A 24637-nucleotide genomic window follows, 5' to 3' on the forward strand; every position below is an offset into this window, starting at 1 on the left:
CGAGCAGATGCCACCGGCTGAATATGAAAACCTATATTATCAACGGCTCAGAAGTGTCTAGACTATCCGTGGCGATTCACTCGTCATCTGTTAACCAACTCACTATTTCTTAATTTATTGATTATTAGTAATAAATTTTTTAGGAAGGGCGGTTTTGTGCAAAACCTTTTTATTGGAGAGGTCAGAGAATACTTTTCTCAAAAATATCGGCTAATGGTCGAGTATTGCCGTGGTATCCGGCTACGTTAGCCACTAACCACTCCTGAACGCCGATATTTTCGAAAGAGACACCATAGCCACAATTGATAATCAAATGCTCGAACAGTAAACGCTGAGAACGTCCATTGCCTTCCCGAAACGGGTGAATCACATTCAAATCTGAATAGTATTCTGCTAGTTGATTTATTAGCGCTGTACGTTCAAGGCCTTGTAAAAAATCATCATTGGATAGCTGCATAAAAATTTTATTGGCTTCAATTTCAATACGGGATACGGTGCAAAAACGTGTTTGACCTTTAGAAATATCGATACGCCGTATTTCTCCTGCCCAATCGAATAAATCCCCGAATATTTTCCCGTGCAGCCCACACCAATAATGCAGATCGTAAGGCGGTTCTTCAAATTCAATATCGAGAACGGCCAGTTCGGATAACTGACGCTCCGCATCGTCGAATTGACTGTCATCGTTGATGCCGAGCTTATTTATCAGAACATCGCTATCAGAGTAGATATAAGGATCGTGCCCTGAGCCGTATTTATCAGACATAACCACTCGCCTTATACATGGCTATCAGATTTTTTCTCAGCGCTTCTCTTTCCTGCTTGTCGCTTGGAAGTGGCGTATCCTCAACGCTGAATCCTTCAAGACGCATACTGTCCCGATAGTTTTTGAGTTTCACCTGATTGTAGTAATCACGCTTTTCTTCCAGCGTCACCATACGTGGGGATCGCGTTTTGTCTGGTAACGCTTTTGTCGTGATTTTCCGGTGCTGTTTAAATATCGACAAATCGGTATTTTTCAGTTTCTCGATCAACCGTTCTCCGTCACCAAATACGCCCCATGACGAGATAGACAAGGCTTGCCGTTTGCCATTTTTTTCGCGTGCAATGTTGATATCCATCGTGGACTGGAGCGTGTTTAACACGTCCTGTACTTTTCTTTCCGAGATACCTGTAGCGGTTACGATAGATTGCGTATTAGGGGAATCCTCTTGTACCAGAGCCGCGAGTACCGCCATTTCATAGCGCATGTGCTTTCACCTTTAATCCGCATATATATGCGATAAAGAGTACCACAATTTCAGCCTGGCAGTATCTTATCTGCATTGGTGATGAGTAACTCGTCATCTGTTCACTCACTGTTAACCACTTAACTTGCTAAAAATAAAGATAAAAAATGAAAAGTGAAGAGAGTGAACAGTTTTGTGAAAAATCTTTTTATTGGGCGGTATTGTGTATATTACACAGCGAAGTTTTGCGTTTGCTTTTTGGGGCTCACGCGCCGATGTGTATAAATGAAATTTATACAACAGGAAATAATCAATAAAAACAATAATATGAATAGTTTAGTTAGACTCCTATTATCATCTGTTTCTATTAGTTCCTGTTATTGAGCAGGACATATTTGGGACACGAACGTCAAAAATGGCGCCAATTTGCCCGATATCACTTCTGTCGTGATGTGCTGATGATGTTGTTTACATATCGAGAGATCGGTGTTTTTCAATCAGTCTTTCTCCGTCTCCGAACTCGCCCCGTAAAGAAACATGGAATTAACTAGCACCGCCATATCGATGGGGGCAATTTCGCCGCGTAATGCAGAGTCAACAGCAGCATAAAGCATAAAATCGTAAGCTTTGGCGAGCCAGCGAGCTGGCATGTCAACGCGGAACGCTCCTCCTTTTTGACCCTGCCTGAAAAATTCTTCTAGTGCTTCACCATAAAAGGAAGGAATGGCTTCATCCACGGCATCTTTTCTGTCATCAACCATCTGCACCCACTGAGCCGCATTCCAAAACATGTAAAAATCACGTCCTGCAATGACGTTCTCTGTGAGCCGAATCAATGCATCAGGGTAAGGTGGTCTTGCGAGTTCTGCACTGAAAAGAGCCTGTTCAAGGTGACGGGTGGCGCGTTCAAGCAAGAGGACAATAATTTCCTCTCTGGTCGGTGCGATGCGGTACAAAGTGGCTTTGCTAATCCCCGCTTTCTTGGCTATTTGTTGCAGATTTGCTCTGGGATTGCGGGCGATTGCAAGAGCCAGAGCTCCAGCCAACTTGTCACTGATATTTTCAGACATCCTCTTTCCTTTTCTTGTTGTCAGCCCCGTCAGGGTGCCTGCATATCTTTCCATACCCGCAATGAAAAAAAAACACCTCATTAGAATTCATTTTGAGTCTTTTGAATCAATGTTGACTCATTTGGTTCTTGAAAGTATTATTCGCGTCGCAAATTTAAGCAAAAATTCCAGTGTGGCCCAGGGGGTTGTATGGCTAGGTTAAAAATAAGTGCGCTTGCCTTGAGTTTGTTATTGGCAGGCTGCGGTGATGAAACGACTGGGTCTGAACAGCCGTCATCGCAAGCGGTAGAGGTTGAAGCTCAGACCATCATTCCGCAGATGAAAACCATGACGGCAGACTTGCCAGGACGAATCGAACCTGTCCGTGTCGCACAGGTTAGGGCGCGCGTAGCAGGGATTGTTCAGAAAAGGCACTTCACTGAAGGAACCGTGGTGAAGGAAGGGGATCTGCTTTTCACCATTGCACAGGAGCCGTTTGAAGCAGCCCTTGCCCGTGCTAAGGCGGGTCTGGCGCGGTCAGAGTCACAGGTAAAACAGGCCGAATCCCTTGTTCGTCGCTATACCCCACTTGTGAAAATCGATGCTGTCAGCCGTCAAGAATACGATGATGCGGATACTGCCCTACAGACAGCGAAGGCTAATCGCTTGTCCGCTCGTGCGGACGTCAAAACTGCTGAACTTGATCTCAGCTATGCCACGGTTAGAGCACCGATCTCCGGCAGGATAGGTAAAAGTCTGGTGAGTGAAGGAAGTCTGGTGGGGCAGGGAGAAACCACGCCAATGGCTGTGATACAGCAAACCGATCCGGTTTACGCCGATTTCAATCAGCCTGCGAATACCGTCCTGCAATTGCGTGAGGCAATGGAAAAGGGGCAGCTTTCTACGAATAAGGATTCAGCGCCTAAGGTGAGTATTCATGTTGAAGGAACGGGTTATACCACAACGGGGAAATTGTTGTTCACCGATATTTCGGTCAACAGAAGCACTGGCGAAGTTATGCTGCGTGGAGAGTTTCCCAATCCGGATAATCGGCTCCTGCCTGGTATGTATGTGAGAGTGAGTACCGAACTGGGTGTGGATCAGAAGGCTATTTTCATTCCACAACGGGCAATAATCCGTGGAACGGATGGAACTGCAAAGGTTTTTGTCATCAATGCGGAAGGTCTGACTGTTGAGCAGAAAGTTACCACTGGTGTAATGCAAGGCAAGGATTGGCAGATAACGGAAGGGCTGAGCGCTGGGGATAAGGTCATTATCAGTGGCGTGGATAAAATTCAGCCGGGAATGTCTGTGAAAATCACTGATACAACTCAACAGGAAGTACAAACGCCAAAACAGCAGGGTGGCAATGTCTCTTCTTCGTACTGACGGGGACGTTATCTCGTTCGATTTGCACCATCAGTGTTTTTTTAATCCGCAAAAATCATACGTGCCGGAATAAATCATGCCTAATTTTTTTATTCACAGACCCAACTTTGCCTGGGTTGTGGCTATCTTTATCGCGATGGCGGGGCTGCTTGCCATTTCGTCGTTGCCTGTTTCTCAGTACCCCGCTGTTGCTCCGCCACAAATTGTGGTGACGGCAACTTATCCCGGTGCTTCCGCTGAAGTCATCAATAGCGGTGTTACAAGCCTGATAGAGGAAGAGCTTAATGGTGCAAAAGGGTTGCTCTATTATGAATCTCAGAGCAACAGTGCTGGCTTAGCAGAGATAACCATTACCTTTCAGCCGGGTACCAACCCCGATCTCGCTCAGGTTGACGTCCAGAACCGTATTAAAAAAGTTGAATCCCGTCTTCCTGCTTCGGTAACCCAGCAGGGATTACAGATCGAGCAGGCGAGTACCAACTTCCTGATGATCTTTGCTCTGACAGCCAAAGATAAGAATGCTGATGAGGTAAACCTCGCCGACTATGCCGCGCGAAACATTAACAACGAAATTCGCCGAGTTACAGGCGTAGGCCGTGTGCAAATGTTTTCCGCAGAGCGTGCTTTGCGTGTATGGATAGATCCGGCGAAGCTGATTAGCTATGGGTTATCCATTAATGATGTAGATAATGCCATCAAAGCGCAGAACGCGCAGGTATCCGGTGGAAGCCTGGGAGAGCAGCCCAGCCCGCCTGATCAAGAAATCTCTGCAAACATACTGGTTCAGGGGCAACTGTCCTCTATTGAGGCATTTTCTCGTATTGTGCTTAAGGCCGATGTAGACGGGTCGACTGTCCGTTTGAGTGATGTTGCTCGGGTAGAAATGGGGCGGCAGGATTACCGTTTATCATCACGGCTCAATGGTGAACCAGCGGTAGGGATTGGTGTGCAACTTTCCCCTGGTGCGAATGCACTTGAAACAGCAAAAGCTGTTAAATCTCGACTGGCTGAATTGTCGACGGACTTCCCAGAGAATATCAGTTATAGCGTTCCTCATGACACATCGAAATTTGTTGAAGTGGCCATTAAGAAAGTCCTGATGACGCTGCTTGAAGCCGTCGTGCTCGTCTTTCTCGTCATGTTGCTGTTTCTGCAAAATATTCGCTACACCCTTATCCCGACGATTGTTGTGCCTATCTGTTTGCTTGGCACACTGGCGGTGATGTTGCCGTTAGGGTTCTCCGTCAACATGATGACCATGTTTGGTATGGTTTTGGCCATCGGTATTCTGGTGGATGATGCCATTGTGGTCGTGGAAAATGTCGAACGCATCATGGCCGAAGAAGGTCTGCCGCCTAAAGAGGCGACGATCAAAGCGATGTCCCAAATCAGTGGGGCAATCGTGGGGATTACCCTCGTGCTCGCTGCGGTGTTCCTGCCACTTGCGTTCATGAGTGGTTCTGTTGGGGTGATATATCGTCAGTTCTCTGTTTCTCTGGCTATTTCGATTCTTTTCTCCGGCTTCCTTGCCCTTACGCTGACACCTGCGCTTTGCGCCACTTTGATTAAGCCTATCGCTAAAGGCCACCCTGCTGAGAAGAAAGGGGTATTCGGCTGGTTCAACCGTAAATTCAGCAGCCTGACGGAACGTTACTCTTCTACTACATCAACATTGCTGTCACGCACAGGTCGAGTGATGCTGGTGTATGTCGCCATTCTTGGTGTGCTTGCTGTGTCTTACACTCGGCTGCCATCGGCGTTTCTTCCGGCAGAAGATCAGGGCTATGTCATGACGGATATTCAGCTTCCTCCGGGGGCGACATATCAGCGTCTGATGGCATCAACCAAGGAAATGGAAAACTACTTTCTTGAACGTCCTGCTGTTGCCGATGTGCTGACACTCCAGGGATTCAGCTTTTCCGGCACGGGGCAGAATGCTGGCATGGGCTTTGTCATGCTCAAGGACTGGTCGGAACGCTCCAGTGAGGAATCTGTACAAAATGAAGCGGATCAATCCAGCGGTGTTTTCCAGAGCATAAAAGATGGAACGCTATTTTCTATCGTCCCGCCTTCTGTTGAAGGCATGGGGAACTCAAGTGGCTTTGCGCTACGCCTTCAGGATCGTGTTGGACTAGGGCGTGACGCGCTGCTTGCCGCAAGCCAACAGCTCATGGGTATGGTGTATGAATCCCCGACTTTTGCTTACATCATGGTGGAAGGATTAGCTGATGCACCACAGCTTGACCTTCGTATCGATCGTGAGAAAGCCGAAGCAATGGGGGTTCCTTTTGATGCCATTAATAATGCCATCTCGACCGCCTACGGTTCGGCGTTAGTCAATGAGTTCCCAAATCAGGGGCGTATGCAGCGCGTGATCGTTCAGGCCGCGCCTGAAAACCGCGCTACGCCGGAAACGCTGCGTAAACTGAACATTCTCAACCGCAATGGGGAGTTGGTTCCTCTGGAAGCATTTAGCGACATCGCATGGAAGCATGGTCCTGTGCAAGTTGTCCGCTACAACGGTTATCCGAGCCTCAAACTTTCCGGTGATGTGGTGCCTGGCATGAGCTCTGGTGAAGGGATGAAAGAGATTGAACGTTTGGTGGCGCAATTACCGCCGGGTATTGGGTATGAGTGGACCGGCTTGTCCTATCAGGAAAAAGCCGCCGGTTCTCAGGCTCCGATGCTATTAGCTCTGGCTCTCGTCGTGGTCTTTCTGGTTCTGGTTGCTTTGTACGAAAGCTGGAAGATCCCGTTCTCGGTACTGCTGATTGTTCCTGTCGGGGCGTTGGGGGCTGTTGCGGCCGTAATGGCTGCGGGTATGTCTAATGACGTGTATTTCAAAGTGGGTCTGATCACCATCATTGGGCTTGCGGCGAAAAACGCAATTCTCATCATCGAGTTTGCAAAGGATCTCCACGCAGAAGGAAAATCCTTCAGGCAGTCCGCTATTGAAGCCGCACGCTTACGTTTTCGTCCCATCGTGATGACCTCGCTGGCCTTCATTCTTGGCGTGGTGCCGCTTGCTATTGCAACTGGAGCTGGCGCACTCAGCCAGCGTGCTATCGGTACGGGGGTCATGGGAGGAATGTTGAGCGCGACCTTACTGGGTGTGCTGTTTGTGCCCGTCTTCTATGTTTGGGTCATGTCTTTGATGAACAAAAGCAAAGAAAAGACGCCGTCTGATAGCCAGACAGATGCTCAGGAGGTGGGGGAATGACAACGCTGCATAAACTCAGTCTGATTGCGGTTACGCTTCTGTTAGCGGGATGCTCCATTGCACCCAGTTATACCACGCCACCGTCACCGATAACGGAGCAATGGAAAAGTGATCGGGCCGCTCAGCACTCATCTGCCACAACCGACTGGAAAACATTCATTAAGGATGAACAGTTACGACATTTGGTCGAGATGGCGCTCGCCAATAACCGGGATTTAAGGCAAACCCTGTTAAATGTGGATGTTGCTCGGGCGCAATATCGCATCCAACGTGCCGATCGATTACCTGGTATTGAGGCTCAAGGGTCGGGTTCACGCCAGCGTGTTCCTGGTGATATATCCCCAACCGGCCAAGCGGCTATTCAGAGCGAGTGGCGTTCTGGGATCGGTCTCGCAGCTTTTGAACTCGATCTGTTCGGGCGAATTAAAAGCCTCACAGATGCTGCGATGGAAGAGTATCTGACAACAGAGAGCAATGCCCGTGGTGCGAGAATTACGCTGATAGCGGAGGTTGTGCAGGCTTATCTCACCCGTAATGGGGCGGTGCAGCGTTACGAACTGACAAACAGTACATTGCAGTCGCGGCAGGATTCCCTGAGGCTCATTTCAGAAAGACGCGCTGTAGGCGTAGTCTTTGCTCTTGATTATCAGGAAGCGCTGGGGCTTGTGGAGCAAGCGCGGGCGGAAAGGGAGCAGGTCATCCGTCAGTTAAGACAATCAGAGAACGCGCTGCGCTTGCTGGTTGGCACTAACGATATTGACCGTTATCTGCCTCAGAAGCCTGTTGCTGAAGAAGCAATTCTGCAAAATATTGCACCGGGTACACCATCTCAGTTGTTGGTGTATAGGCCTGATATTGAAGCAGCAGAACATCGGCTGAAATCAAGAAACGCCAGTATTGGTGCTGCGCGGGCTGCCTTTTTCCCCCGCATTTCTCTAACAGCCATGTACGGCAGCGCCAGTCCTGAGTTATCCGATCTTTTCAGTGGTGGACAACAGGCTTGGTCATTCTCCCCACAGATAACGCTGCCGTTATTTTCCGGCGGAAGCAATATGGCTAATCTGGATGTAGCAAATCTGCGAAAAGATATTGCTGTGGCAGATTATGAAAAAACCATTCAGACGGCATTTCGTGAAGTGTCTGACGCATTGGATGCAACGGATACCTTACGGCGGGAAGTGCTGGCACAGGAAAGCCTGACGAAAACCAATCTTGAGTCGTTGCGACTGGCTGAAGCGAGATATATCGGTGGGGTGGATGGGCACTTACGCTATCTTGATGCACAACGCAGGGCATTTAGCAGCCAGATACAACTTATCGATATCCGAACACAGCACCAAATGGCGTTATCTACACTCTACCGCGTGCTGGGCGGTGGCTGGAATGAGGAAAATCGGCAAGTGCATTAAGCATATTCGGTAACCTGCTAAATAGCTTGCTGCTGAATGATCCTACGTGTCGGACAGTTGAAAGCACTGATCTTGTTCTTCAACGATAATCTGAAGCCAGAGAGGCGTCCTGCCGGGGCGCCCCTCTTCCACGCGACTCACTTCACGAGGTGCTTTGATAGCTTCGTGCTTTCTTCCTCATTTTCCTCTTCATTGTGCTTTGGCTGCCCAGTATCGCCTGGAAGGTTCCTCTGCCGAATAACTGCCATTTTTTAACCTAAAAATGCCGTTTTAAAGATCATTTCACTGCCTGGTGCCGTAATTTTTGTTATGAAACTCTGCTTGTTTTTATGATTCAGAGTATGAATCTTGTGAAGTTGTTTTTTATAGTATAAAAAACTAATAATTTTCATTAAAAAATCAATGATTGCTAAACTATCTAATATTTATCTCTTAACAGGGAAATAGTTTATTAAGGTAATGGAGATATTTGTTCTGTCAAAAGTAAAAAATAGAGGGTAAATATTTTCACTAAATTAAAATTAATTAGCTTTTTGTTATTTGTGATTTTTATTAGCGTATTAAGTATTTCGTTTTTAACGAAATTAAAAGGCATAAAATATATCCCTTTTCCGTTAATTGAAAATCAGCGATATATTATTTTTTCTTCTGCCTGTTTTTACTTAAGTTTGTTTTAATTTATTGTTTTTAATGTGTTTTGTTTTTTAGTTGTTCCATTTAGTTGCTCGGCTATATAAGCGTTGACCGTGCATTTATGTTGTGTGTATGATCCAAACTCAAAATATAAATGTATTTAATTCCTTCTTGGTGTGACTCTTTCATACCGATATAAATCGTAATATTACGATTTTATTATGGTTTTTTAATTCGGTTTTAATTTATTTCATCTCGCTGGTCGAAAAACAAATACGCTATACCCTAAATAATTCGAGTTTCAGGCAGGCGGCAAGAGAAGGCATCCCGATGAGCTTACTGAGGTAAGTGATTCGGGTGACTGAACGCAGCCAACGTACATGCAACTTGAAGTATGACGGGGATATTTGTTTGCCGAATTACTGCCGTGCTCATGGACTACGGCGGGCTTTTGGTAGGAATCGACTTTACTTCTCCGGGCCCGAGAGCCCTTACGTTGGTATAGACACATGGCAAAAGGAACTGACGGTGCATCTGTCGCACCAAAGGAACGTATTAATATCAAATATGTTCCAGCCACTGGTGGTCAGCAGGCGGAAATAGAATTGCCGTTGACGCTGATGATCGTGGGAAATATGAAAGGGCGCACAGAGGAAACGCCGATCGAAGAACGTCAGACCGTCTCGATCGATAAGAACAATTTTACCTCGGTGATGAAAGAAGCAGAGCTGGAACTGAATTTCAGTGTGCCAAACCGCCTTGAAGAAGAAAGCCAGGATGACCTGCCAGTGAAATTGAACATTGGCGGTCTGAATGATTTCTCCCCTGACCGTATCGCCCAGCAGGTGCCTGAATTGCGTAAGTTGCTTGATTTACGTGAGGCACTGGTCGCGTTGAAAGGCCCTCTCGGCAATATTCCCTCATTCCGTAATCGTTTGCAGGATCTGTTGTCCAGCGAAGAAGCCAGAGAGCAGCTTTTGAAAGAGCTCGATCTGGTAAAACCCGCCGAATAATTGACGAAATAGGGAAACAATATGTCAATAATTGAAGAACAGGCCCAGGCAGGGGCCGCCAGCGCCTCTGGATCGCTGCTTGATGACATCATGGCTCAGGCGCGTATCACCCCGGTCGATGAAGGCTACAGCGTTGCTAAACAGGGTATTGCCGCACTGGTCGCGAATATTCTTGATAGCGGTAATGCAGCAGAGCCCGTGAATAAAGCGCTGGTCGATAGCATGATCGTCGAACTGGACAAAAAGCTCAGCAAGCAGATTGACGTGATTCTGCATGCTAAAGAACTTCAGGAACTGGAATCTTCCTGGCGTTCGCTGAAACTGCTTGTCGATCGCACTGATTTCCGCGAAAACATCAAGCTGTTGGTGTTACATGCGACGAAAGAAGAGCTGTTGGAAGATTTCGAGTTCGCGCCTGAAATCTCACAGTCTGGTTTCTATAAGCACGTGTATTCCAGCGGTTATGGCCAGTTCGGCGGCCAGCCTATCGGTGGTGTAATCGGTGACTATGCGATGACGCAAAGCTCACCGGATATCAAACTGATGCAGTACGTCAGCGCCGTTGGTGCGATGGCGCACGCGCCGTTCATCTCTTCCGTTGCGCCGACCTTCTTTGGCGTGGATAGCTTCACCGATTTACCGTCCATCAAAGATCTGAAATCCGTTTTCGAAGGCCCTGCCTACACGAAATGGCGTTCGCTGCGTGAATCTGAAGACGGTCGCTATCTGGGGCTGACGGCACCGCGTTTCCTGGCTCGTCTGCCTTATGACCCGGTAGAAAACCCGATTAAGGGCTTCAACTACAAGGAAGATATCAGCACCGATCACGAACACTATCTGTGGGGCAACACCGCCTACCTGATGGGTACAGCGCTGACGGACAGCTTCGCGAAATACCGCTGGTGTCCGAACATCATTGGCCCACAGAGCGGCGGCGCGATTACCGACCTGCCAGTGCATGTTTATGAAGCTATGGGCCAACTTCAGGCCAAGATTCCGACTGAAGTCCTGATCACCGATCGTCGCGAATATGAAATGGCCGAAGAGGGCTTTATCACGCTGACGATGCGTAAAGACAGCGACAACGCGGCGTTCTTCTCGGCTAACTCGGTGCAGAAGCCGAAGGTATTCCCGAACACCAAAGAAGGTAAAGAAGCGGAAACCAACTACAAGTTGGGTACGCAGCTGCCGTACATGTTCATCATCAACCGTCTGGCGCACTACATCAAAGTGCTACAGCGTGAACAGATTGGCTCATGGAAAGAGCGTCAGGATCTGGAACGTGAGTTGAATACCTGGATTAAACAGTACATCGCCGATCAGGAAAACCCGCCAGCAGATGTTCGTAGCCGTCGTCCTCTGCGTGCCGCACAAATCAAAGTGCTGGATGTGGAAGGAGAACCAGGTTGGTATCAGGTCACCATGTCTGTGCGCCCGCACTTCAAGTACATGGGGGCAAACTTTGAGCTGTCGCTGGTAGGGCGTTTGGATAAGGAATAAGACTTATGCCGTCTCTTTCTGCCTGGGAAAGGGGAAACGCGGCAAGTCTGTTTGATCGTATCCGTGGGGAGGAGCGCCGCTCCTCCCCAGAAACGGAAGTTGAAGCACTGATCGAGTCCGTTAAGCGTCAACTGGACAATGTGCTCAACACCCGGCCCGGAAATTGTCGCAGCGCACCTGAGCTTGGCGTGATTGATTTTAATGACGCGACGCAGGGTGGGGCGGACATTCGAGGGAAAATCCGGGAGGCGATCCGGCAGTGTATCTGTCGCTTTGAACCGCGAATTGTTCATGTGGATGTCGACGCATCGGACTATTTATCGAATCCGATGGAGATGTCGTTTCAGGTTACCGCGCATGTCAGATTGGAAGATCTGGAGCAGGTCACCTCTTTCAATATCCATATGGATAGCCACCGCCATTACAGAATGATCTGATTATGTCACTGGAACATTTTTTCAGGGATGAGCTGACCTACTTGCGCCTGCAAGGGCGTGAATTCGCCAAGGCGCACCCTGAGCTTACCCGATTTTTGTCAGAACAGACCACGGATCCAGACGTCGAGCGTCTGCTGGAAGGGTTCGCCTTTTTGACAGGGAGCCTGCGGGCGAAGATCGAGGATGAATTTCCGGAGCTGACACACGGTCTGCTGGGCATGCTGTGGCCTAATTACCTGCGCCCGGTACCGAGCATGACGATTATGCAGTTTTCGGTACTCCCCGGCGCAATTGCCCAACCGGCGTTTGTTGCGCGCGGCTGTGAGCTTGATAGCCTGCCGATTGATGATGTGGTCTGTCATTTTCAGACCTGTCACGATGCCTGGATTTATCCGGCGGATATCCGCGAGATCAAGGTACAGAGCGGCAACGATCTTTCCACCATCACGCTGGATATTGGGCTGCATGGCCCGCTCTCGCTCAGCGATTTGCAACTCGACAAGCTGCGCTTTTATCTGGGCGGTGATACCTATACGGCCTACGAACTCTATTTCTGGATTGCCAGTCAGCTGTCGCATATTGAGCTGGAAATTGATGGTCAACGCTTCCGTCAGGAAGCCAGCGTACTGAAGACGGTCGGCTTTGAACGCGAAGATGCGCTATTGCCGTACCCCGGCAACGTTTACTCGGGCTATCGCATTTTGCAGGAATACTTCTGTTTTCCTGAAAGCTTCCTCTTTTTCCAACTCGCGGGTGCGGTATGGCCGGATCTGCCGCTGACGGTAACGGAATTCCGTCTGCACTTTTGTTTCGATCGCCCGCTGCCAGCGGAACTGAAGATTCGTCCTGATTCGTTCATGCTCAACTGTGTACCGGCGATCAACCTCTTCCAGCATGATAGTGAGCCGATCAACCTCAGCGGTCGCCAGACGGATTACCCGCTGAAGGCCAGCTACCGCAACGCCGATAGCTTTGAAATCTTCTCTGTCGATAAGGTGGAAGGCTGGGTGGAAGGGAATTCCGGCCGTGCCCGTGGCATTCCACGAACCTATCAGCCTTTTGAGAGCTTTCAACACCAAATCGAGCGCGCCAAAGGACGGCTGGCGCTCTATTACCGCATTCGGGTAAGAGAAGCGGTGAACGGCAACGGCTTTGATCACATGCTTTCTTTTGTCCGTGGCGATGAGCAGGAAGTGATTGATTTAGACGAATCCATCTCGGTCACCCTGACCTGCACCAATCGCTCGCGTGCGGCACAGTTACCTGTCGGAGCGATCTGCGTGCCGACCGGGAACTCGCCGTCTTTCGCGACATTTCGCAATCTGGTGCGGCCGACGCGACCGCTGCGGCCTGCGATGGACGGTAGCCTGCACTGGACGCTGATCTCCAACCTGTCCCTGAACTATGTGTCGCTGCTGCGGCGCGATGCGTTGGTACAGATCCTGCGTACCTATGATTTCCCGGCGCTGCACGACAAGCAGGCCGAACAGGCCTCGCGTAAGCGTCTGGCGGGTATCGAATCTATCGAAACCACCCCGATCGATCGTCTGGTTCAGGGGATGCCGGTGCGCGGCTTGAAATCCATTCTGTCAGTACGGCAATCCGCGTTTTCCAGTGAAGGAGAACTCTATCTGTTCAGTACGGTGCTGGCGCACTTCTTCTCGCTATACGCCAGCGTCAACGCTTTCCACCTGTTGGAAGTGGTCAACATCGATAACAAGGAGCGCTACCGATGGCCGGTACAGATAGGTCAACACTCAATGATGTGACGTTCCGTCAGGATGTCTCACGCTTTAATTTTTTCCAACTGGTGGAATTGCTTAACCAACTGGAAGGCGTGGATTTGGAACAAGAGCTGGATTTCCGCCCGGAACAGGAACGCCTGCGCTTTCGTTCTACGGCCTCTATCGGTTTTCACCCCGGCGATATCTTGCAGGTGGAATGCGATGACGAGGGGCGTCAGGAACTGGAGGTCGCGTTTCTGGGGTTGCACGGCAGCCAGTCACCAATGCCCGGTTATTACCTTGAAGAGCTGGCCTGGGAATACGCGCAGGGCGAACAGAAGCTGGGCGTGTTTCTCGACTTCTTTCATCACCGCTTACTGACGCTGCTGCACCGCGCATGGCGCAAATACCGCTATCACGTGCGTTTTCAGAATGATGGGGAGGATGGATTCTCCCGCCTGATGTTTGCGCTCGTGGGGCTAGGGAATGACGCCGTACGCGACAGCCTGCCGGTTAACCGCGCCAAGATGCTGTCCTACGCCGGGGTGCTCGCCAGCCCCAGCCGTTCGCCGGAAGTGGTCGCGGGGTTGGTTATTCACTGTTTTGACCTAGATGACGTAGCCGTTATGGCCTGGCAGCATCGCCGCGTCCCCATTCATGAAGGCCAGCAGAACCGCTTGGGCAAAGCCAACATGATGTTGGGCGGTGATTTTGTTATCGGCGACAAAGTGAGTGACTGTGCCGGCAAGTTTTTACTCAAGGTCGGCAACCTCAGCTTTAGCCGCTTCCTCAGCTTTTTGCCCAATGGCGAGCATTTTCAGCCGCTGGTGCGTTTTGTCTCTTTCATTCTTCGCGATCAGTTGGCCTGGGATCTGCGTCTTGGCTTTGCGGAAGGCGAAGCCAAGGGCTTAAGTCTGGGCAGTGAGCAAAGCAGCCGGTTGGGATGGAGCAGCTTTCTCGGGCAGCCGCCCGCGGATCCCTATGTGACGATTTGTGTGCAGGAGTAAATGTGAACATAACCCATCCACTCACGTTGGTTGTGCTCAACAGTGAGCAGCTCGATATCAATTCTCAGGTACAGCACCAGTTCGATCACCGCGGTGGCACGCTGGGGGCATCGGAAAAAGATCAGTGGCAGTTGCGGGATCGGCTGGGCTCCGTGGTGCCGGAGCACGCACGTATCGACATGACCGATGGCTATTTCAGCCTGTGCGATCTGAGCGGTCAGTCTTTTATTAACGGATCGCTGTCGCCGATTGGGCGCGATCGCAAAGTTATTTTGTCGCACGGCGATGAACTGGTTATCGGCCCTTTCCGGCTGGGTGTTTACATCGGCGATCCCACCACGGAACAGGATATCGATCAGGTATTAGGGCAGCGCACGGACGATGTGCTGGGCGGCTGGCTGAGTGACGATAAAAAAAGGCGAACGACGGATCTGGCGGATCCCTCGGTCACGTTGAACGACCCGCTGTGGGCGTTACAGAAAGAACAGAGCCAGCCACTCTTGCCATCAGATAGTGAGACGGTCGGAGAATCGCTCACGACCTCTCTTTCTTCCTTTTCTTCTGCTGAGGACACCATGGATCAGAAATTTGTGGAATTACCGACCATCAACACACCGTACGCGGGAGAAGGGCTGGAGGGCTACAGCGATGGCACCTCGCTGGCACCGCTGATGCGCGGGCTGGGGATGTCGCTTCAGCCGGGCGATGATGCGCGACTGCGTGAAATGCTGGAAGAGATGGGGAAAAGCCTGCGCGCGATGGTGGAAGGTCTGCTGGCATTGCAGACGGAACAGGCGGCGATGGCGGACACGCATTTACGCCCGATTGAAGATAACCCGCTGCGTCTGGGGCTGGGCTATGCGGATACGCTGTCGGTGCTGTTTGCCGAAGGGAAAAGCCCGGTGCACCTGTCTGCGCCTGCTGCCGTGGAAGAAGTGCTGAACAATGTGCGGGTGCATCACATCGCGAATCAGCAAGCGATTGCCGTCGCGCTGGAAAATATTCTTCAGGCTTTCTCGCCTGCCGCGTTGCTCAACCGCTTTGAGCACTATCGTCGCAGTGGCGAACCACTGGCGGCGGATGACGGCTGGGCATGGCAGATGTATCAGCACTACTACCGTGAATTAACGTCCCCGCGCCAGCAGGGCTTCCAGAAACTGTTCCATCAGGTGTATGCGCAGGCGTATGACCGTGCCGTGCGTCAGCAGCAGGAGCAAAAATAATGCTGCGAGCACTGTGCTTATGTTCCCTGATGTTCCTGCTGTCAGGGTGTACCACGCTGGGCAAGATGGCGCAGGTGGCGGCGAATCCTGACATTCAGGTTGGCAGCAACAATCATCAGCCTTCTACCGTGGGTTTCAGCCTGTTGGCTGAGCCGGACGTTAACCCGAACGACAGCGGTGAAGCCGCGCCTATCGAATTCCAACTGGTTCTGCTGGCGGAAGATTCGCGTCTGCTGGCCACCGATTACGATCAGGTCACGACGGATATCGAAAAGGCGTTAGCCAAGAATTACATCAATCATCAGGACTACACGCTGCTGCCGGGACAGTTCAAATACCTGCCGCCTGAAGCGCTGGATGAAAAGGTGCATTACCTCGGTGTGATCGCGCGCTATGCGGATTCGGAAAGCTCGGAATGGCGCAAAGTCATCAAGCTAAAAAATACCGGGCAAACGTATCAGATCCTCGTGCACCTGCGCCGGGATGAAGTCGAAATCAAAAAAGACCAAGAAGAAGAATAACTATGTCGAGTCGCAATCGCATTATCTGGCGGGAAGGCCTGTTCATTAAACCGCAGCATTTTCAACAGCAGCAAAGACACACCGATTACGCACTGCATGCGCGTCTCAGCGCTCTCAGTGATTATTTCTATGGCTTACAGTCGCTGGCGATTAACGAGGAATACCTCAATTTTGGCCGTATCGCGCTGGTGAACGCCAGCGGGGTGATGCCGGACGGCACCGTGTTCAACATTCCGGGTGATGACGCTTTGCCATTGCCGCTGGAAATTACCGACGTCGCGCTGGCAAACCAGAAAGTGTATCTGGCGTTGCCGCTGGCGGTAAATGGCGTCAGTGAAGTCGGTCAGCCTGGGCAGGGGATCGCCAGCCGCTTGCAATCGCATCGACATGACGTGCGCGATCTGCACAGCGACGGCGGCGATATCGTTTCTCTGGAGGTCGGTAAGGTCAGCCTGCGCCTGATGCTCGATCGTGACGATCGCAGCGCTTATGCCTCGCTGGCGATTGCCAATATTCTGGATAAACGTCCTGACGGCGGCTTGATTTTGGATCCTAACTTCATGCCGTGCAGCATCAGCGTCACGGCAATCCCCACTTTAAAACGCTTTTTGGGGGAGTCCGCCGGTCTGGTGGCGGAGCGCGCGCGCAGTCTGGCGCAGCGTATTGCCGCACCGGGACAGCAGGGCGTCGCGGATGTCGCTGAATTTATGATGCTGCAATTGCTTAACCGCGCGCAGCCCAAACTGTCGCATCTGGCACGCCTGGGCACCTTGCACCCTGAACGCCTGCACGAAACGCTGGTTGAGCTGTGCGGCGAACTGATGACGTTCACCGATGAATCGCGCCTGCCGCCGGAATTCCCTGCCTATCGTCACGAGCACCAGCAGGCCAGCTTTGAGCCGCTGATGATGGCACTGCGTCAGGCGCTGAGCACTGTGTTGTCACCGCGTGCCGTTTCCATCCAACTGAAGAAACAGCCGTATGGCGTGATGGTAGCAATGGTCGGCGATGCGGAATTGATGACCAGCGCCGAGTTTGTGCTGGCGGTACGCGCACGCATGCCGCAGGAACACCTGCGTAAACAGCTGCTGCAACAAACGAAGATCGCTTCCAGCGAGAAGATCCGTGAACTGATCAGCCTGCAATTGCCGGGTATCCCGCTGCTGCCGTTGCCGGTGGCGCCGCGCCAGCTGCCTTATCACGCAGGTTACAGCTATTTCCAACTGGATAGACAAAGCCCCGCCTGGCAGATGCTGGTGTCCGGCAATACGTTGGCGTTCCACATTGCGGGCGAATTCCCGGAGCTGGATATGCAGCTTTGGGCGATCCGCGGCCAGTAGTCAGGAGAGGAAGAGATGAGCATCGAGGTTATTAAAAACGATCAACTGGGCGATCTGCTGTTTGATCACGCCCGACAGATGGATATGGACTCCGACTACTGGTTCCGCCTGCGCGGGCAAAGCATTAATCCGATGATTGATGCGGTCACGCCGCTATTGGGCATGGTGGAGCGAGTGCGCCAGCTCTCCGCCTACGAGGGCGTAGAAGATCTCTATCAGCGCGTGGTGTCTGAGATTCAGGCTATCGAGCAGGAATTACATTCTCATGGCTATGAAAACGGCGTGATTCTGTCATTCCGTTACATCCTGTGCACCTTCATTGATGAAGCCGTGATGGGACGGGAATGGGGCGGGCAGAGTATGTGGTCGGCCCATTCTCTGCTGACCCGTTTTCACAATGAAACCTGGGGCGGCGAAAAGGTGTTTGTCCTGCTGGAGAAGCTACTGGACGACCCCACCCGCTATCGCGACATTCTGGAATTTATCTACCTCTGCCTCTGTCTGGGTTTTGAAGGGCGCTATCGGGTGATGACCCAGGGGCGTGAGGAACTCAATCGCGTCGTGAACAAGCTGCACGACACCCTGCGTCCTGAGCCGGCGAACTCCCCGACCGTCTTCCACCTGAATCTGGGGCAACAGGCCTCGCGCTACCACCTGCGCAGACAGGTGTCATTGCGCACGCTGTTCATTGGCGTGTGTGTGGTCTTGGTGGCCGCCTTCGGCCTGTACCGTTACCAGCTAACTCTTCAAACCCAGGACGTACTGCGTCAGCTGGGAGAATTATTACAATAACAGGAGCTACACCGTGATTCGAATTGAACTGCCGACACTGGTTGAACGACTCAACCCCGTGTGCCGTCATATGCTGGAAGAAGCGGCGGCACTCTGTATTCAGCATCAGGGTGCGGAAATCCGTATTGAGCACCTGTTGATGAAAATGCTGGAAACGCCGCTGTGTGATGTACGCCAGATCCTTAAGCGTGCGGGCGTCGATGCGGATGAGCTGTCTTCACTGCTTCTACCTTCCTCCGTGGATAAAGAATTTGACGCGGGCTACCCTTCATTCTCTCCTCTGCTGGTGGAGTGGTTGCAGGATAGCTGGCTGCTGGCGTCGGCGGAATTTCAACACACGCGTTTGCGTAGCGGCATTCTGCTGCTGGTCTTGCTGCTGACGCCAAATCGCTATGTGGCTGGTGCGGTATCCCGCCCGCTGGCGCAGATTAACCGTGAACTTTTACGCCAGCAGTTTGATGAGTGGGTGAAAGATTCGGTTGAAACGGAAGTTGCGGTGCAGTCTGCCACGGCTGAACAGGCTGCGGCAGCGACCACACAGCTGTCCCGCTATACCCAGAACGTAACGGAATCTGCCCGACAGGGACAGTTGGATCCGGTGCTGTGCCGCGACCATGAAATCGATCTGATGATCGACATTCTCTCTCGCCGTCGTAAAAACAACCCGATTGTGGTCGGGGAAGCGGGCGTGGGTAAAAGTGCGCTGATCGAAGGGCTGGCGCTGCGCATCATTGCGGGCGCGGTGCCGGAAAGATTGCGGGATGTCGAACTGCTCACGCTCGATCTGGGAGCGATGCAGGCCGGTGCCTCGGTGAAAGGCGAATTTGAGAAACGCTTCAAAGGTGTGATGCAGGAAGTGAAGGACGCACCGCGCCCCATCATTCTGTTCATCGATGAAGCGCATACGCTCATCGGGGCCGGCAATCAGGCGGGCGGGCTGGATGTTTCCAACCTGCTCAAACCGGCGCTGGCGCGCGGTGAACTGCGCACGATCGCGGCCACGACCTGGAGCGAATACAAAAAATACGTTGAGAAAGACGCCGCGCTTTCCCGCCGTTTCCAGCTTGTCAAAGTGGGTGAGCCGAACGCGGAAGAAGCCACCGTTATTCTGCGCGGTCTGCGCGGCATCTATGAAAAGGCGCACGGTGTTTTGATTGATGAAGATGCGCTTCAGGCGGCGGCGCAGCTGTCGGCGCGTTATATCTCCGGCCGTCAACTGCCAGATAAGGCGATTGACGTGCTGGATACCGCCAGCGCGCGCGTCGCCATTAACCTGACGACGCCACCGCGTGCGGTCAGCCAGCTCCAGACTCGCCTGCGCCAGCAGGAGATGGAAATCACCCAGCTTGAGCGTCAGGCGCGTATCGGTCTGGGCAATACCGAAGAGCGCTTAGTTGAACTGCGTGACGCGCGCGAGGCCGGCGCGGCGCAGCTGGCACAGTTGGAAGCTGATTGGCAGCAGCAGAAAACACAGGTTCAGCGTGTGATTGAACTGCGTACCGCGCTGCTGGATGACGAGCAGGCTGTCGACTTTGATGCGGCATCGGCGGCGGCGGAGCTGGCGGCCTGTGAACAGGCGCTGGAAGCGCTACAACAGTCCTCCGTTCTGGTCTCCCCTCACGTTGATAAAACGCAGATTGCGGCGGTCATTGCCGAGTGGACGGGCGTGCCGCTGAACCGTATCTCACAGGGTGAAATGGATGTCGTCACGCGCCTGCCTGAATTCCTGGGCGAGTCGATTAAAGGGCAGCAGTTGGCGATTGCTCATCTGCATAAGCACCTGCTGACCGCGCGGGCGGATCTGCGTCGGCCGGGGCGTCCGCTGGGGGCTTTCCTGCTGGTGGGGCCGAGCGGCGTGGGTAAAACGGAAACCGTGGTGCAGATTGCCGACCTGATGTTTGGCGGACGCAACTATCTAACCACTATCAATATGTCCGAGTATCAGGAGAAACACACGGTTTCACGTCTGATCGGGTCACCGCCGGGCTATGTCGGGTTTGGTGAAGGGGGCGTCTTGACCGAAGCCATCCGCCAGAAACCGTATTCCGTGGTACTGCTGGATGAAGTGGAGAAGGCGCACCCCGATGTTCTGAACCTGTTCTATCAGGCGTTTGATAAAGGTGAACTCGCCGATGGCGAAGGTCGAGTGATCGACTGTCGCAATGTGGTGTTCTTCCTGACGTCCAACCTCGGGTTCCAGACCATCGTGAATTACGCCGAGCAGTCGGATGTGTTGCTGGATGCGCTCTATCCCGAACTGGCGGCCTTCTTTAAACCTGCGCTGTTAGCGCGTATGGAGGTCATTCCGTACCTGCCGCTGGCGCATGACACCATGGTTGAGATCGTGCAGGGCAAACTGTCGCGTCTGGTGTCTCTGCTGCAACAGCGCTTTGGTGCGGAAGTCATCATTGAAGACGAGGTGCCGGAAGAGATTCTGCGGTTGGCGAACCGCAGCGAAAATGGGGCGCGTATGCTCGAATCGGTGATTGATGGCGCCTTGCTGCCGCCGGTCTCGCTACAGCTGCTGCAACGCCTGTCTGCGGGCGAACCCGTCAGCCGTATTCATTTCCGCGTCGACGCCGGTCAGTTCCAGACTGAGGTGGAGGGCTGAGTATGCAACATGCCCTCGAACTGGCGCTTGCACTCACCCGGCAGCATGACGAGGCCGGTCTGTGCGACTGGCTGCTGGAGACGATGCAGGCCGCCTGGCAGCCTCAAGGGATGCTACTGGGTATGGTGGATGTCAGCGGCAGGCAACTGACCTGTCAGGGGCGGGTACATGACGCGCCAGTGGCACTGAGCCTGGGGGTGGATGACTTTAGCCACCCGTTGGCTTATGCGCTGCATAAGAATCAGGCGCGCACCTGGGATTCCCTCTATGGCGGCGCACGCATTGAACACCGTGAGTTTCAGCAGATGCTGATCTCTGTCGGGACGACGTGCGGGCTGCACGCGCTACCGCTGCTGTCGGACAGCGGTAAGCCGTTGGCAGTGCTGGCGCTGCTGGATACGCCGACGCGCCTGCAAACGCTGAATCAGCAGGGCGCGTGCGAACGGCTGGCACAGGTGTTTTGCCGCCAGCTTATCCTGCTGCGTGAACTGGCACATACCCGTCGGGAGCAGGTCGCGCTGAGAGATTCGTTGCGCCAGATTAAGGATGAAGGGCAGAGCCGTCGCGAGCAGGAAAAGCGGGTGGAAACGACGCTGGTGGGGCAGTCCACCGTGATTAAAGCGCTGCACCAACAGATTTATCAGGCAGCAAAACACCGTCTTGCGGTGCTGATTCAGGGTGAAACCGGGTCAGGAAAAGATGTGGTGGCGCGTCTGCTGCATCAATGTTCCGAGCGTGCCGACAAACCTTTTATTGCCATCAACTGCGCTGCAATCCCGGAAAACCTGATTGAAAGCGAGCTATTTGGCTATCAGAAAGGCGCGTTCTCCGGCGCACAAAGCAACAAGATTGGTCTGGTCGAGCAGGCTAACGGCGGAACCCTGTTTCTGGATGAAGTCGGCGATATGCCACAGTCCATGCAGGCCAAGCTGTTAAGGGTGTTGGAGACGCACAGCTTCCGTCCTTTGGGCGCGGAGAAAGAAGTGCATTCCGATTTCCGCCTGATTGCCGCGACGCATCAGCCGCTGGAACAGCAGGTGTCTGACGGCGTGTTTCGGCAGGATCTCTACCACCGCCTTTGCCAGTGCCTGTTGCAGGTCGCCCCGCTGCGCGAGCGGCCGGACGATATTCGCCTGCTGTGCGAACACTTCATCGGTCAATTTTCCAATAAACAGCAAAAGCATGTTGGACCATTGAACCGGGCTTTCCTGCGTCAATTGGTGGGGTATGACTTTCCCGGTAACGTGCGGGAACTGCGTAACCTGCTGGAAGTCGCCTGTGCACATACGCCGGACGGAGAGGTTTTGTCTCTGGCGTCGCTGCCGCCGGAGCTGCGCGAGCGGCTGACGAGCAGCACGGCTGAGGAACAGGATCGCTATCAGCACATCCACGATTTGCGTATTGCCACACAGCGCTATGAAGCGGCTGTGATTGAGGCACGCTTGCGCCAGTTTCAGGGCAACCGCCTGCTGGTGGCCGATAGCCTCAATATTCCTAAACGCACCCTCGACCACAAATGCCAGAAGCTGGAGGTAAATTGATGTTTCTGACGATGGCTCCCTTACTGTTGGCAACCGCTGCGACGCCCGATCCCGCCTGGCAGTCGTTATGGGAGCAGTGCCGCAATGAGACGGCAGCAGAGCTCCGGCTGGCCTGCTATGACGCGCTGGGGCGTGAAGCGGAACGCAGCGGTACGCTCTCCCCGCAGGGGGATAAAAGAATAGCTGGCAATACCTTTCAACTGGGACGTGAAGCCGACAGCGGCGATATGACGCTCACCCGCGTACTGGCTGATGGCAACACGCTGGTGATTAGCTGCGCCAGCAACATTACGCACTTGCGCTTAACGCTCAGTGAACCCTGGGCAGGAGAGTCCGTCACGTCGCAGCTTGATGGCGTAACGGTGTCAGACAGCTGGTTTATTCGTAACCGCGGGTTGCTGCTGGAGTCGGGGCGCGGCCTGCCCGCGATTGATGCGTTAAAGCGCTGGATTGGGCATCGCGAACTGGTGCTGAACGGGGCAGACGGTCACTCGCTGCGTATCGAACTCGCTGGGTTGGGCGAAGCACTCGCGCCGCTGCGTCAGCAGTGTCACTGGTAAAGGAGGCGTTCATGCATGCACATCCCTGGTGTAAACGCCTGCAAACCTCGTTACCGGATGAGAGGTTGAGCGCGGCGGTATTGCCTGACGATCCGCTCTGGGAAAAGGTCGAGACGGAACTGGTCAAGCTGGGATCGCTGGCGCACAACCAGGTCGACCTTAACGTAGTCGCGGGTTATTGCCTGACCTTGCTGGAAAGCAAAACCAAAGACATGCGGGTACTGGTGCAGCTACTGCGTTGCTTACAGCACCCGGCCAAAGCAACCCCATTTTCTACTGCGCTGATGCTGCTGGACAGCTGGCTGGAGAGTTATTGGGCGATCGCCTGGCCTGCCAGTCCGGTTCAGAAGCAGAAGCTGATGATCCAGATTATTCGGCGTTTTGAGAGCGTGCTTCCGCGTATTGCAGAAAGCGGATCCAGCGCAGAGCTGGAGCAATTGCAGCAGTTAACGGAGCAGGTGGCTACCCGCTGGCGCGAGCTGGTCAGCGACAAAGCCGCGCTGATGGATGAACTGGTGCAGGGCATTAAGCGTGCCAGACAGCGGCAGCAGGCGCAGGAACAGGCGAATCAGACGGCGAAAGCGACGCCGACTGCCAGCGGCGCTGGAGCAACTGGCGGCAGTGAAACCAGCGCTAGCGTGGCCTCGACGCCAGTCAGTTCGGTAGAAATTAATTCATCCGACGAGCGTGGCTGGCGGCAAACCCAGTTGAACGTCGCCGCGCTGCTGGTTGAGCGTCATCCCGATTCACCGATTGGCTATCGTCTGCGCCGCCACGCTATTTGGTCTGGTATTGCCACACCGCCGATGTCATCCAAGGGGAATAAAACCCAACTGGCGCCCGTCTCGGCGGATCGCGTGGATGAATACCAAAGTGCGCTGGCACAGGCTGATTTGGCGCTGTGGGAACGGATAGAACAAAGCCTGGTGCTAGCCCCTTACTGGTTTGATGGCCATATGTTGTCCGCTTCAGTGGCCTCGCGATTGGGACATACCTCTGTCGCGACGGCGATTGCCGAAGAGCTTTCGGCGTTTATTCAGCGTTTGCCTGAGCTACGTGAACTGGCGTTCAGCGATGGCGCGCCCTTTTTGACCGGAAAGTGTAGCCAGTGGTTGCAGTCCAGCCAGCCTGTTCGCGGCGCAGGCGGCGCGCGGCAGGACGATCTGGCGACGGAGGCGGCGGCCTGTCGGGATGAGAAAGGGATTGGGGCGGCGATGCAGTTATTAGATGAACGCATGCGCCGCCTGAAAGAACCGCGTGACCGCTTTTATGCCGAGTTGGTACTGGCGGATTTACTCGCCGAAGAAGGGATGAAGTCACTGGCAGCACAGCACTATCAGCACATGTGGCAGGAAAGCCAACAATTGGGCCTGATGCAATGGGAACCGGGAATGGTCAGTCGCGTAGAGCGGTTGGCGGCATCCCGCAAAAAATAAGAC

19 protein-coding genes are annotated in these 24637 nt (G+C 53.0%); 16 read left to right on the forward strand and 3 right to left on the reverse strand.

The features are described 5' to 3' along the window. Positions 1-181 precede the first annotated feature (181 nt). The 3 genes from WCT94_RS17380 to WCT94_RS17390 form a co-directional block, all read right to left on the reverse strand. Positions 182-766 carry a putative adenosine monophosphate-protein transferase Fic gene (locus WCT94_RS17380; RefSeq protein WP_336870649.1) on the reverse strand — a complete coding sequence of 195 codons (585 nt, stop codon included), beginning with the start codon at positions 764-766 and terminating at the stop codon, positions 182-184. Next, positions 759-1250, reverse strand: a complete 492-nt coding sequence (locus WCT94_RS17385) for a YhfG family protein (protein ID WP_336870651.1) — start codon at positions 1248-1250, stop codon at positions 759-761. The genes WCT94_RS17380 and WCT94_RS17385 overlap by 8 nt, the downstream gene beginning before the upstream one ends. Positions 1251-1726: 476 nt before the next feature. After that, a complete protein-coding gene (locus WCT94_RS17390) occupies positions 1727-2299 on the reverse strand; it encodes a TetR/AcrR family transcriptional regulator (RefSeq protein WP_336870653.1) in 573 nt (190 codons plus the stop codon). Between the two features lie 189 nt (positions 2300-2488). Between WCT94_RS17390 and WCT94_RS17395 the strand changes: the two genes are divergently transcribed. The 16 genes from WCT94_RS17395 to tssA all read left to right on the forward strand — a co-directional run bounded on the left by WCT94_RS17395 (position 2489) and on the right by tssA (position 24634). Further along, positions 2489-3667, forward strand: coding sequence for an efflux RND transporter periplasmic adaptor subunit (locus WCT94_RS17395; RefSeq protein WP_336870655.1), 1179 nt, complete (start codon positions 2489-2491; stop codon positions 3665-3667). 76 nt (positions 3668-3743) lie between these two features. Further along, a complete protein-coding gene (locus WCT94_RS17400; protein WP_336870658.1) occupies positions 3744-6887 on the forward strand; it encodes a multidrug efflux RND transporter permease subunit in 3144 nt (1047 codons plus the stop codon). Next, positions 6884-8296 (forward strand): efflux transporter outer membrane subunit, encoded by a 1413-nt coding sequence (locus tag WCT94_RS17405; RefSeq protein ID WP_336870660.1) that lies wholly within the window; start codon positions 6884-6886, stop codon positions 8294-8296. The genes WCT94_RS17400 and WCT94_RS17405 overlap by 4 nt, the downstream gene beginning before the upstream one ends. A gap of 1142 nt (positions 8297-9438) precedes the next feature. Beyond that, on the forward strand, positions 9439-9942 hold the full coding sequence (tssB, locus tag WCT94_RS17410; protein WP_319850310.1) for a type VI secretion system contractile sheath small subunit: 504 nt from the start codon (positions 9439-9441) through the stop codon (positions 9940-9942). Positions 9943-9963: 21 nt separating this feature from the next. Continuing rightward, the gene (tssC, locus tag WCT94_RS17415) at positions 9964-11442 is read left to right on the forward strand and encodes a type VI secretion system contractile sheath large subunit (protein WP_336870661.1); all 1479 of its coding nucleotides are present in this window, start codon (positions 9964-9966) and stop codon (positions 11440-11442) included. A gap of 5 nt (positions 11443-11447) precedes the next feature. Continuing rightward, positions 11448-11879 (forward strand): type VI secretion system baseplate subunit TssE, encoded by a 432-nt coding sequence (tssE, locus tag WCT94_RS17420; RefSeq protein WP_015841408.1) that lies wholly within the window; start codon positions 11448-11450, stop codon positions 11877-11879. A gap of 2 nt (positions 11880-11881) precedes the next feature. Next, positions 11882-13648, forward strand: coding sequence for a type VI secretion system baseplate subunit TssF (gene tssF, locus WCT94_RS17425; RefSeq protein ID WP_180779059.1), 1767 nt, complete (start codon positions 11882-11884; stop codon positions 13646-13648). After that, complete coding sequence (gene tssG / locus WCT94_RS17430) at positions 13612-14610, forward strand: type VI secretion system baseplate subunit TssG (RefSeq protein WP_015841406.1); 999 nt, start codon at positions 13612-13614, stop codon at positions 14608-14610. The genes tssF and tssG overlap by 37 nt, the downstream gene beginning before the upstream one ends. Before the next feature lie 2 nt (positions 14611-14612). Then, positions 14613-15833 (forward strand): type VI secretion system-associated FHA domain protein TagH, encoded by a 1221-nt coding sequence (gene tagH / locus WCT94_RS17435; RefSeq protein WP_336870663.1) that lies wholly within the window; start codon positions 14613-14615, stop codon positions 15831-15833. Next, the gene (tssJ, locus tag WCT94_RS17440; RefSeq protein WP_194430817.1) at positions 15833-16354 is read left to right on the forward strand and encodes a type VI secretion system lipoprotein TssJ; all 522 of its coding nucleotides are present in this window, start codon (positions 15833-15835) and stop codon (positions 16352-16354) included. The genes tagH and tssJ overlap by 1 nt, the downstream gene beginning before the upstream one ends. Before the next feature lie 2 nt (positions 16355-16356). Further along, positions 16357-17694 (forward strand): type VI secretion system baseplate subunit TssK, encoded by a 1338-nt coding sequence (gene tssK, locus WCT94_RS17445; protein ID WP_015841403.1) that lies wholly within the window; start codon positions 16357-16359, stop codon positions 17692-17694. Positions 17695-17709: 15 nt separating this feature from the next. Then, positions 17710-18486, forward strand: a complete 777-nt coding sequence (gene icmH / locus WCT94_RS17450; protein WP_336870666.1) for a type IVB secretion system protein IcmH/DotU — start codon at positions 17710-17712, stop codon at positions 18484-18486. A 13-nt stretch (positions 18487-18499) separates the two neighbouring features. Further along, the gene (gene tssH / locus WCT94_RS17455) at positions 18500-21097 is read left to right on the forward strand and encodes a type VI secretion system ATPase TssH (RefSeq protein ID WP_336870668.1); all 2598 of its coding nucleotides are present in this window, start codon (positions 18500-18502) and stop codon (positions 21095-21097) included. A gap of 2 nt (positions 21098-21099) precedes the next feature. Beyond that, positions 21100-22638 (forward strand): sigma-54 interaction domain-containing protein, encoded by a 1539-nt coding sequence (locus tag WCT94_RS17460; protein ID WP_336870670.1) that lies wholly within the window; start codon positions 21100-21102, stop codon positions 22636-22638. Further along, the gene (gene vasI / locus WCT94_RS17465) at positions 22638-23198 is read left to right on the forward strand and encodes a type VI secretion system-associated protein VasI (RefSeq protein WP_336870671.1); all 561 of its coding nucleotides are present in this window, start codon (positions 22638-22640) and stop codon (positions 23196-23198) included. Before WCT94_RS17460 ends, vasI begins: the two co-directional genes overlap by 1 nt. 11 nt (positions 23199-23209) lie before the next feature. Next, positions 23210-24634 carry a type VI secretion system protein TssA gene (gene tssA / locus WCT94_RS17470; RefSeq protein WP_336870673.1) on the forward strand — a complete coding sequence of 475 codons (1425 nt, stop codon included), beginning with the start codon at positions 23210-23212 and terminating at the stop codon, positions 24632-24634. The last annotated feature ends 3 nt before the right edge of the window (positions 24635-24637 follow it).

The organism is Pectobacterium sp. 1950-15 (assembly GCF_037136835.1).
Lineage (GTDB): Bacteria > Pseudomonadota > Gammaproteobacteria > Enterobacterales > Enterobacteriaceae > Pectobacterium.

Bases quoted from the DNA above. Each gene is read 5' to 3' on its own strand.
- vasI (WP_336870671.1), top strand. From the start codon at position 22,638: ATGTTTCTGACGATGGCTCCCTTACTGTTGGCAACCGCTGCGACGCCC.
- tssB (WP_319850310.1), top strand. From the start codon at position 9,439: ATGGCAAAAGGAACTGACGGTGCATCTGTCGCACCAAAGGAACGTATT.
- WCT94_RS17405 (WP_336870660.1), top strand. From the start codon at position 6,884: ATGACAACGCTGCATAAACTCAGTCTGATTGCGGTTACGCTTCTGTTA.
- tssA (WP_336870673.1), top strand. From the start codon at position 23,210: ATGCATGCACATCCCTGGTGTAAACGCCTGCAAACCTCGTTACCGGAT.
- tssK (WP_015841403.1), top strand. From the start codon at position 16,357: ATGTCGAGTCGCAATCGCATTATCTGGCGGGAAGGCCTGTTCATTAAA.
- WCT94_RS17380 (WP_336870649.1), bottom strand. From the start codon at position 766: ATGTCTGATAAATACGGCTCAGGGCACGATCCTTATATCTACTCTGAT.
- WCT94_RS17395 (WP_336870655.1), top strand. From the start codon at position 2,489: ATGGCTAGGTTAAAAATAAGTGCGCTTGCCTTGAGTTTGTTATTGGCA.
- WCT94_RS17385 (WP_336870651.1), bottom strand. From the start codon at position 1,250: ATGCGCTATGAAATGGCGGTACTCGCGGCTCTGGTACAAGAGGATTCC.
- tssF (WP_180779059.1), top strand. From the start codon at position 11,882: ATGTCACTGGAACATTTTTTCAGGGATGAGCTGACCTACTTGCGCCTG.
- WCT94_RS17400 (WP_336870658.1), top strand. From the start codon at position 3,744: ATGCCTAATTTTTTTATTCACAGACCCAACTTTGCCTGGGTTGTGGCT.
- tssC (WP_336870661.1), top strand. From the start codon at position 9,964: ATGTCAATAATTGAAGAACAGGCCCAGGCAGGGGCCGCCAGCGCCTCT.
- tssE (WP_015841408.1), top strand. From the start codon at position 11,448: ATGCCGTCTCTTTCTGCCTGGGAAAGGGGAAACGCGGCAAGTCTGTTT.
- tssG (WP_015841406.1), top strand. From the start codon at position 13,612: ATGGCCGGTACAGATAGGTCAACACTCAATGATGTGACGTTCCGTCAG.
- WCT94_RS17390 (WP_336870653.1), bottom strand. From the start codon at position 2,299: ATGTCTGAAAATATCAGTGACAAGTTGGCTGGAGCTCTGGCTCTTGCA.
- WCT94_RS17460 (WP_336870670.1), top strand. From the start codon at position 21,100: ATGCAACATGCCCTCGAACTGGCGCTTGCACTCACCCGGCAGCATGAC.
- icmH (WP_336870666.1), top strand. From the start codon at position 17,710: ATGAGCATCGAGGTTATTAAAAACGATCAACTGGGCGATCTGCTGTTT.
- tssJ (WP_194430817.1), top strand. From the start codon at position 15,833: ATGCTGCGAGCACTGTGCTTATGTTCCCTGATGTTCCTGCTGTCAGGG.